Raw genomic sequence first — 9,244 nt, forward strand, 5'->3', positions numbered from 1 at the left:
GACTTCCACGTTACACAATCAATCCCGCTAGTTTGGCGGGATCGATTGCTGCTTCGGGGGTTTATTTTTAACCTACCCATGAAGTACCGTAATAATTTTCAAATTTATGCGGTACCCGTTTTTGTGTTGTCTCTTCTTACTCTTTATTACTCTTGTTTACATCGTCTTCCAAATGTCCAAGCACTTTCTCGGCCGTATTCTTACCGCCAAGACCAAACGCGATACCACCGGCAATCGCCACCATGGCCACAAAGCCGGTAAACAATGTCTGTAACAATACTTCGGCAATTCCTAATTGCACTAACGTCGCAATAAAGGTAAACACAAAGATTGCCCACTTTGCCACCGCACCGGCAGCAGCACTATGTGGAAGTCTCGCAGTTTCTCCGCTGGCTTGTGTAATCTTTTGAACAAAATTACCAAACATTATTCCCACAATAATCATAACGGCAGCTACCACTACGCTTGGGAAATAAGCTAGAACTTGATTCAAAAACAATGATACTCCTGTAAGCCCTAGAATATCAGACGCCGCCAACAAGGTGACGATCATGATAAACCACTTTACTACGCCACCAACAAAACCGGAGGCGTTTAATTCAATGCCGGCCTTGTGCAAGGAGCTCCGTAATCCGGAGATTCTGTCAAAGACATCGTTAAGTTTAACGGCTTTGAGAATGCGAGTTACGAGGTTCCCGACGGCCACGGCAACGATCCAACCAATTACGAACACTAACACGGCGCCAATCAATATTGGCAAGAATCCAAAGAATCTCGTCCACAACATTTGGATGGACGTCATGATAGCAATTCTAGATGTCTCAAAAACACTAATAGTTTCCATATTCTTCCGTCGTCACCTCCTTTCGTTCTAAATGAAGATCCCCTGATTTGATAGACTTATATTAGCACTTTTTCTAATAAATAGCAAACTGAATTCATAAAAAACCATTGCGTGAATACTGTGCCGAGCAATTTTTAATTTGAAATTTGAAATTTTTAATCAATTTGAAATAACTCAATATTTAAATAACAAAATACAACATTTCCGCTATTTCAAATTATTTTCTTTCAAATTGATTTCAAATTAAAAATTGAAAATTTCAAATTGAGTGGTCAATGATTATCTCATTATTCCATTCGTCTAAATTACTTGTATAATAAACCAATCATGCAAAAACTTTTCACCTGGCTCGAAACAAAAAAGGGATTTTTTATCGCCATCACTATTATTTCTTTCCTCTCGGCGATTCTTCGTTTTATCCGCATTAGTTTTCCAACTTCGCGTGTCTTTGATGAAGTTTATTCCCCCGCTTTTGCCTGGAAACTTCTCCATCACGAATCATATTTCGATATTCACCCCGTCTTGGCGGAACTGCCACACAGTCTCGGTTTATTAACTTTTGGCGACACTCCTTTAGGTTGGCGTTTGGCCCCCTGGGTTTGGGGAATTCTTTTTTGTTGGGCCGTAGCTTTTACAGCTTATTTATTAGCCAATCGCCGTTTAGCGGGCGTTTTTGCCGCCCTTTTGGTCTCACTCGACACCGCCTTCTTTGTGTATGGACGCACCGGCCTTCCCGACATGTTTCTTTTATCTCAAATCGCGCTCGCGCTCACCTTTTTCTTCTTGAGTATACGCGTAAAAAATAAAGTCTACGCACTTCTTTCCGCCCTCGTTTCCGGCTTATTCATCGGCAACGTCATTTCCACCAAATGGCTTGGTTTGGCAATCTTTGGCGTAATCTGGTCATGGATTATTATTTTTGGTCTTGTCGCCCTATTAAAAAAACGCGGTTTTTTGAACAACACCGAAGTATTATTACCTCGCATCAGATTCTACTGGTACCCGATTTTCTTCATTATTTTGCCATTCATCGTCTATTTTCTCTGGCTCATTCCCATGCTTGGTTGGAACGGCGGGTTCAACGGTTTATGGGGGCAAATCGTCTGGTGGCACCAGTCTGTCTGGAACTACAACACCACCCTCACCGCCACCCACCCATACAGCTCAAAGTGGTGGCAGTGGCCGATAGTAATCCACCCGGTATTATTTTTCTGGGAACAAGTAAATAGCGGCCGGCGAGTAATCAATGCAACAGGCAATGTATTCCTTTGGTGGAGTGGGTTTATTGCCCTTATCGGTACAATCCCTGTCTTAATTAGAAAATTCAGACCAAGAATTCTTTGGCTTCTTATAGCTTCCCTCTGTTTTTGGTTGCCGTGGATCAAAATTGGTCGGATTGCCTTCAACTACCACTATTTCGAAACCTTCTTTTTCGAGATTCTTCTGATGTCATTAATCCTCACTTACCTAGCAGACAAACCAAAATGGCGACCATTTATCATTGTGTTCTTCGTCGTAATCTTTATCAGTTTTGTTTTGCTCTATCCCGAAGCATCAGGCATGTTTGTCCCCAGCAAAATTCCTTTCGTGCCGTTCTTCTTTCCGTATTAGTAATTTTTTATAAATGATTATATAATTGAAATATGATTTTCATGGGAGCTATTGGTATAGTATATATGTTCGGAACAATAATTATGTTCTACATCTGTGTGGACACGTTTTTTGCATCGAAAATTTCACCGACAGAACCAAAAAATAAATCAAAAATCGTTCCAATTAAATTTATTGGCACAATTTTGATTTTAGCTATGACGACATATTTTGGACAATATGCTGCATATCTATTCTTGATTTTGGCGGCATTTATGATTTTCCTGAGAGCGAATAAAACTAGTAATGTTTTGATGAAAATAATGTTATGGATTCTTGCAACGATGATTATTGTTTTAATTGTAATCAATTTTTACAAAATAGTTTATTTGGGATTTTAAAAACTTAGTGCTCCAAAAAAACAAGAGTAGCCTTGTACACGTTTGTCTTTTTTTTGGACAACGGCGTAGTGGCAATTCCCGCGGTCGCTAAAGCAGCTAAATCTATGGCCGGCAGGCATGAATTGCTCCTACAACGAATTAAAGATAGATTGCCACGCCTCGCCCATTGTAAACAATGGTCGATGGCTCGCAAAGACGACATTTGGTTCCTGCTTGCGACAGGAACGACAACCGACCAGGGTTGAACCTTGGACAATCTTGTCCAAGGTTCAACCCTGGTTTACACGTGATACTTTCTCTTTATCTCTTTTTCTTCCTCTAGTTGTTTCTCCCCGATTGTATCTTGAGATTTTTTGCGCAACTCTTCCAAATCTTCATTCATTAGTTTTTTTGCACAATCCTGTAACCCTCCGTTGGAAACCCAACCGGTTTTTTTGATTTAAACGCTATCGGCCACTCACACCGGTCGTTATAGTGCCATTACCATAATTAAAGCTGGTTCCCTCACAAAAGGTAACTCCAGGACTCATTATTCCGCTAGTATTTTCCAAACGATAAACAAGCATATAGTTCTGATTCTGGCATCCATACTCCTTCAGTGAAAAATATGAATACCCATATGTATTAGCAGTACCTGGCCAACCCGACGCGCTCTGTTTAGGATCTTTTGGCAAACTCAAGTAGGGGGCTAATTTTGCGGTAAAGGTTGCCCAACTCGAATCACTGCTAGTAAACCACGTATCATTGGGCGAACTTGACTTACCAACACCATTTGAAGTATTGGGGTATTCGCCATTAGACGCATAATATAATTCGAGCGCAGTCATAATCTGTTTAATATCATTCCTGCGCTGTCCATCCCGTGCCCTACTACGTGCGAGATTTAGCGAAACCAAAATAAGCGAACTAAGAATACCGATAATCCCAATTACCACCATCAATTCTATTAACGTGAAACCTTTTTTGTTTTTATTTTTATCCTGCATAAATTTAAGCGTACCACAGGCGGCAAAAACATCAAACGTGGTACTTTCTTTTTATCTCTTTTTCCTCCTCCAATTGCTTCTCCGCAATCGTATCTTGGGATTTTTTGCGTAATTCTTCCAGTTCCTCGTCCATTAATTTTTTGGCACGCTCCATAAGGTACTCCCGTGTATTCAATGCCGGGTCTTTGATTACTTCCGCTAAAAGAACTTCTTGAATCGCCCCGATTTTTGGCCCCGGTTCCATTTTTAGTTCATTAATCATATCGTGACCGTTAATCTTCAACATTTTTGTTGAAAGCGGATCACGTGAGACTTTTTCTGCCATGAATTCCAAATGACGCAAACGGAATGGCCGTGCTTTTGGCACACCGGAACCCAAGCGTTCCGCCATACGAACTTTTAACAGATCACCGAAATTTTCGGGACCGACACGCTTAAGCAAGCGACGCACTCCTGCCTCCGAAACGGCACCGATATCGTAGTTAAAAAGATGATGGCGCACCAAATGCGAAGATTTGTCGACAAGTTCTTTTGGAAACTTTAAGCGCGTTAATATCTTTTGCGTCATTCTTCCGCCCACAATATCATGGCCGTAGAATGTCGCTTCCGGCGATTCTCCCGCTTTTGTACGCGGTTTTGCCACATCATGCAAAAGCACCGCCAAGCGAACATGCAATTCGTCTTTCGTGCCAGCCGAAAAACCGAGTGATTTTACATTGTGATCGTAAACAGAATAGATATGATGATGGTTTTGCATTACACCAACACCCTCACAAAGTTCAGGGATAATGTGTTGCAATAGCCCCGTTGTTAACAAAAGATTGATTCCCGATTCTGCCGCCGGACACATAACAATTTTCACAAACTCGTCGCGAATACGCTCTTGAGAAACTTTTGCCAAGGCGTTTGATTGCTCTTTCAGTGCATTAAGAGTTTCCGGCTCGATTTCCATATTCAAAGTAACCGCAAAACGCACAGCGCGAAGTAGGCGTAGTGCGTCTTCACCGAAACGCTTGCTTGGATCACCAACAGCACGAATAAGTTTATTTTCCAAATCTTTTTGACCACCAAACGGATCAATGATTTCCAACGGAATCCCTCCCCGCCTCCCTTTGGTAAAGGGAGGAAGCGTTGCATTCCCTCCCTTATTCAAGGGAGGGCGAGGGTGGGTTTCGTCGTCGACCGTTCCCATCGCCATCGCATTCACCGTAAAATCCCGTCGGGCCAAATCTTCATCTAAGCTCACACCGAATTTCACCTCGTCCGGGTGTCGCTGGTCGGAATAAACCGAATCTGTTCGATAAGGAGTAATTTCCACTTCTTTCAAATTATCTTTATTACTCCCAGTCAAAACCGTCACCGTCCCAAAATTGTTATTATAAAAATTATTGGGAAATAGCTTTTGAATTTCTTCCGGCTTAGCGGATGTTGTTACGTCCCAATCATTTGGTTCAACATCGCGCAAAAGATCCCGCACGCAACCGCCCACAGCAAAAGCTTCAAAGCCCGCGTTTTGCAGTGTTTGCAGAATATTCGTGATTTCGATAGGAATCTCGTTCATAAAATAAGTCTACCTTAAATATATCGTAACGTAAGGTATCAGAACTTTAAGGGTCACCCTTAAAAACACCCTAAAAAAATGCGTCGTGTCCATGAGACGCGACATCAAGTTTCATCACCTATAGTTTACTAAATCTGGATATTATCGTCAAGTACGCATTACCATTAAGCGTAAAAAGCTAAAAAAATGCGCCATGTCCTTGGGACACGACGCTGAACTAATTAATAACACCAAACGATGTCATTCGGAGACGATTAAGAGAATTCATCAGAGATGGCTAAGAGTTGTCGCTCCAACCGTTCTTTTCCCGTCAATTCGTCAGAGCCAACCGACGCCCCCCCCATCGCGGTTTCGGTTTCTTCGGGGGGTGTCGCGGAATCATCATCACCCACGATGGCAGCCAACGCAGCCTCCAACGCCCGCAACATTTCTATCTCTTCGAGAAGTCGCTGTTGGGCCTTCTCCTCCGCCAGACGTTTCTGCTCGAGAACGTGCTGCTTGGCCAAAACGACTTCCTCGTCCCAGCAACTGTTAATTTCCGCTTCGTCCATCGCCTCAAGAATCGCATCGTGACCCGCAGGGATGAGCGTGCGACGAATTAGCCACAGCCAACCTTCGGGATCCAAGTCTTCGTTACGAATGGCCAACAGAATCGATTTATGAAACGGCCACACTTCAGCGGGTTTTTCGTTTTCCGCCATGACTAACATCCTCCGCTTTTTCCCAGGAACACACCGAGCGCCATTCGCCCGGCAACAAACCAAACTAGCGCAAAACAAGGTTTCTTGTCAATGGTTGGGAATTCAGGAACTTTAAGGGTCACCCCTAAAGTCAAACACCCTAATAAAAAAGCGTCGAACTCATAAGTACGACGCAGAACTAACTAACGCACGGACGACACGCATCAGGAATCGCCCCGAGACCTTCTCGCAGACGATCCAGCCGTTCTTTTTCGTTCAGTCGTCCACCATGACCAACCGATGCCCCCGTCGCGGTTTCGGGTTCTTCGGGCGGTGTCGCGGAATCGTCATCGTCCACAACGGCAGCTAACGCTTCATCCAGCCTCAGCATCTTTTCCGCCAATTCAAGCGCTTTCGATTCGGCCTTCTCCTCCGCCAGCCGCTTCTGATCGAGAATATGGGTCTTGGCCAGATCAACAACTTCATTTCGCGCAAAATTACCCACAACTTCAAGAATTGCTTCAAGTAAGTCGTCGTGACCGGCCGGAATCACAGCCCCGGAAAGAAGCTCACAGTAGATGTAAAAACGAGTCGGCGAAATACGTGCCTCAAGAATCTTTCCCACCATCAGTTCATGAAACGGAAGGGGTTTATTCACAGCTCTCTCCTTCAGAACAATTTCCTCGGAACAATGCCAGACAACGTCGCCCGGCAACACACAAAACTAGCGCAAAACACGCTTTTTTGTCAATGGTGGCGTTTATCTGGGACCGTCCCCGCACCCCACTTCGCTAAAGCTACGAGGGGCAGGCGGCCGGGGTCGGTCACTGATAAACTCGTTGACACAAACAGCTTCTCACGCAACGATGACCTTGCGTTCTTTTGAAATCAAATCTTCAAACCATAGGCAGAAAAATCATGATCGATGAAATTAACACTTGTCTAGAAGAAACTCCGTTCCGTTGCTTTTGCGCCACTTTTAAGTGCGCAGAAAACAACCTACGGAAAGACACCGCTCTTTTCATTTACCGCAGACGAATCTGGCCGGCCAGCATTATTGACCATTTTCTAAACTGGAGAAGGATTGCCACCATCATCATTCCTGTCACAAGACTAATCCCAGGCACATACGATGAAGTCGTTGTCAAAATCTTGTATCGCAGTAAAGACGCCCGAAAGAGAATGCGAATGATTCAATTGGACATCAAATCCATCTTTGAGAGTATCCTCTTCGAACATCTTGAAGTCGCAAGCCCCAATGCGAAAATGCCAACCATCCGGCCAATTCGTCTCGTTCCTCTTCCCGAAAACCCCCGTGCCTGGTACGAGTAAACGGTTATAACCCAGCGGACACCTCGTGTTCGCTTTTTTCTAAAAAAACAGGGCTCGCTTTTCGCTAGCCCCGAGCTACTTCCTCTTTTTCCTGTCGTTGCCGAATCATTTCCAGCTGACAAGGAGTGCAACCATGCAAATGTTTAGACAATATCGCTCTTTCAGTGTTTCCAAGCGACTCCGTGACCGCTTGCGCAATCAGATTCTTTGCCTGTTCACACCCAACAGAAGCGGTTTTTGGTCGTTTTTCCTCTTCTTGATGATGAGGCTTCCAAAATCCCGAAAGAAAACTCATACCGCACCCACCTTTCCGCGTTTATCACGATGAATTCTTAATGAACCTTGATAAATACTTCTCGCCTTTTCACGCATCTGCGCGATTTCTTGTAAAAGTCCCTCACCCTGACGATACACCTCTTCGAGAAGGGCATAATTACATACCCCAGTGCTAATGTCAAAATACCCCTCTTGTGAATCAGCCACATCGAATACTCGGCCATACTGCGAAGATCGTAACTCCATCAGCACGCCCACCAAATTTTCTTCGTCAACACTCTCCATCTTTTGTTTTTTTAACCAAAACATTCCTCCCTGCAACTTCCCAATGGCCAACTCCCGTTCGTGACCAATTCGTTCGTCTGGAGTTAAACGACTTTTATCAACTTTTTCAACAAAACCAATCCGCTCATCCGCGTTTGCTGAAACAGCCGTGAGCAACACACCACCGACATTTTCCAACATATTCCGCGCTTTTACTTGCACTGCCATCGCGACACTTGAATCCTCGTCATTGAAGGAGCGCGCGCCGATATCAATACCGTGCCTGCCATCAATTTCAACAGAAGGACTATATGTTTCACTGTTAAAAATTTTATGAAGAATATCAATTGCCGCCACGTGCCCAGTGACACCGCGCATTAATCCCAGTGCTTCCTGATGTTCTTCTTTTTCCAGCTCGGCACCGGAGCACAATCGTTGCAAATTATCTTCGATATCTCCACCCCATTTAGTCGCGCCAACTGCTGTAAACAATGCCACAATTTCTTTACGCACATCAGTATTATCTCCCGCTCGAAACAACGCAGTCACTATCGACTGCTCCGCTTTAGCAGAACAAATCAATCTTAATTGCTCAAAATAATCCCCTTTTAAAATTGTTTCCACTCCTTTAATTTTCGCCTGATAAAGATACTGCTCAATCGCCTTAGTTTTCTGCATCTGATACACGGCATTAACAAAATGGTCCGAATGACTTTCCGGCTGGCCATCCATTTCGTTCTTCATTTTTTGATCGAATTCGGCCGAAAAAACCAACCAGGCGTTGGGATTAGTTGCCACGTCATCAAAAGTGTTTAACTCCCGTTGTTCCTGCAAGACACCCAAAACCGATGCGGAAATCTGTTCGGCCTTTTCAACAGATTTAATTTCACCAAAACCGGATTCGCCTTCACCGGAATAAGGAGTAAATTTTGGCGCGCGTTCTGACATGACACAATGTTAGCACAAAATATCGTTGGGTGGACTCAGAGAGAATCGAACTCTCATCTCCCGGATGCAAACCGGGTGCTCTGCCACTCCTGTCTTCGGCGGACGGTTTTTTCGTTTTTAAATACTGGCTGATTTAAGCCGATTTCTTTTATTTCAGATGGTTATTTGGGTACTGTATTGCTAGAATTATTTAGTGTTCATCCGAAAAAATCACAACAAAAACGGCTCCGTCACGATAACAATCGTGGACAAAAAGGGGGGCATTTATAAGTTTGTTAAAACCCTCGGTACAAGCAGTGACCCCGATGAGATTAATCGATTGGTTCATCAAGGCGGGGACATTATTCATGGTCAAAAATCGA

At 43.9% G+C, this 9,244-nt stretch carries 10 protein-coding genes and 1 tRNA gene; 3 read left to right on the forward strand and 8 right to left on the reverse strand.

Translation table 11 applies throughout. The features are described 5' to 3' along the window. Positions 1 to 136: 136 nt before the first annotated feature. Positions 137 to 802, reverse strand: a complete 666-nt coding sequence (locus Q7S57_00215) for a hypothetical protein (GenBank protein MDO8511677.1) — start codon at positions 800 to 802, stop codon at positions 137 to 139. 369 nt (positions 803 to 1,171) lie between these two features. Between Q7S57_00215 and Q7S57_00220 the strand changes: the two genes are divergently transcribed. After that, positions 1,172 to 2,455 (forward strand): phospholipid carrier-dependent glycosyltransferase, encoded by a 1,284-nt coding sequence (locus Q7S57_00220; protein ID MDO8511678.1) that lies wholly within the window; start codon positions 1,172 to 1,174, stop codon positions 2,453 to 2,455. A gap of 65 nt (positions 2,456 to 2,520) precedes the next feature. Then, positions 2,521 to 2,835 carry a hypothetical protein gene (locus tag Q7S57_00225; GenBank protein MDO8511679.1) on the forward strand — a complete coding sequence of 105 codons (315 nt, stop codon included), beginning with the start codon at positions 2,521 to 2,523 and terminating at the stop codon, positions 2,833 to 2,835. Positions 2,836 to 3,281: 446 nt separating this feature from the next. Here the strand turns inward: Q7S57_00225 and Q7S57_00230 are convergent, their stop codons facing one another. From Q7S57_00230 to Q7S57_00245, 4 genes are all read right to left on the reverse strand, one after another. Then, positions 3,282 to 3,821 carry a type II secretion system protein gene (locus tag Q7S57_00230; GenBank protein MDO8511680.1) on the reverse strand — a complete coding sequence of 180 codons (540 nt, stop codon included), beginning with the start codon at positions 3,819 to 3,821 and terminating at the stop codon, positions 3,282 to 3,284. Positions 3,822 to 3,852: 31 nt separating this feature from the next. Continuing rightward, positions 3,853 to 5,382, reverse strand: coding sequence for an HD domain-containing protein (locus tag Q7S57_00235; protein MDO8511681.1), 1,530 nt, complete (start codon positions 5,380 to 5,382; stop codon positions 3,853 to 3,855). A 254-nt stretch (positions 5,383 to 5,636) separates the two neighbouring features. After that, positions 5,637 to 6,092 carry a hypothetical protein gene (locus Q7S57_00240; GenBank protein ID MDO8511682.1) on the reverse strand — a complete coding sequence of 152 codons (456 nt, stop codon included), beginning with the start codon at positions 6,090 to 6,092 and terminating at the stop codon, positions 5,637 to 5,639. Positions 6,093 to 6,261: 169 nt separating this feature from the next. Beyond that, entirely contained in the window at positions 6,262 to 6,720 is a 459-nt protein-coding gene (locus tag Q7S57_00245; protein ID MDO8511683.1) for a hypothetical protein, read from the reverse strand. 260 nt (positions 6,721 to 6,980) lie between these two features. Here Q7S57_00245 and Q7S57_00250 point away from each other — a divergent pair, with 260 nt between their 5' ends. Further along, positions 6,981 to 7,394 (forward strand): hypothetical protein, encoded by a 414-nt coding sequence (locus tag Q7S57_00250; GenBank protein MDO8511684.1) that lies wholly within the window; start codon positions 6,981 to 6,983, stop codon positions 7,392 to 7,394. Positions 7,395 to 7,458: 64 nt separating this feature from the next. On the opposite strand, the gene Q7S57_00255 is transcribed toward Q7S57_00250, so the two are convergent. The 3 genes from Q7S57_00255 to Q7S57_00265 form a co-directional block, all read right to left on the reverse strand. Beyond that, positions 7,459 to 7,689 (reverse strand): hypothetical protein, encoded by a 231-nt coding sequence (locus tag Q7S57_00255; GenBank protein MDO8511685.1) that lies wholly within the window; start codon positions 7,687 to 7,689, stop codon positions 7,459 to 7,461. Next, positions 7,686 to 8,882, reverse strand: a complete 1,197-nt coding sequence (locus Q7S57_00260) for a hypothetical protein (protein ID MDO8511686.1) — start codon at positions 8,880 to 8,882, stop codon at positions 7,686 to 7,688. The genes Q7S57_00255 and Q7S57_00260 overlap by 4 nt, the downstream gene beginning before the upstream one ends. A gap of 30 nt (positions 8,883 to 8,912) precedes the next feature. Further along, positions 8,913 to 8,972 (reverse strand) — tRNA-Ala (locus tag Q7S57_00265). Between the last annotated feature and the right edge of the window lie 272 nt (positions 8,973 to 9,244).

It is taken from the genome of bacterium, from assembly GCA_030647555.1.
GTDB lineage: Bacteria > Patescibacteriota > Andersenbacteria > UBA10190 > CAIZMI01 > CAIZMI01.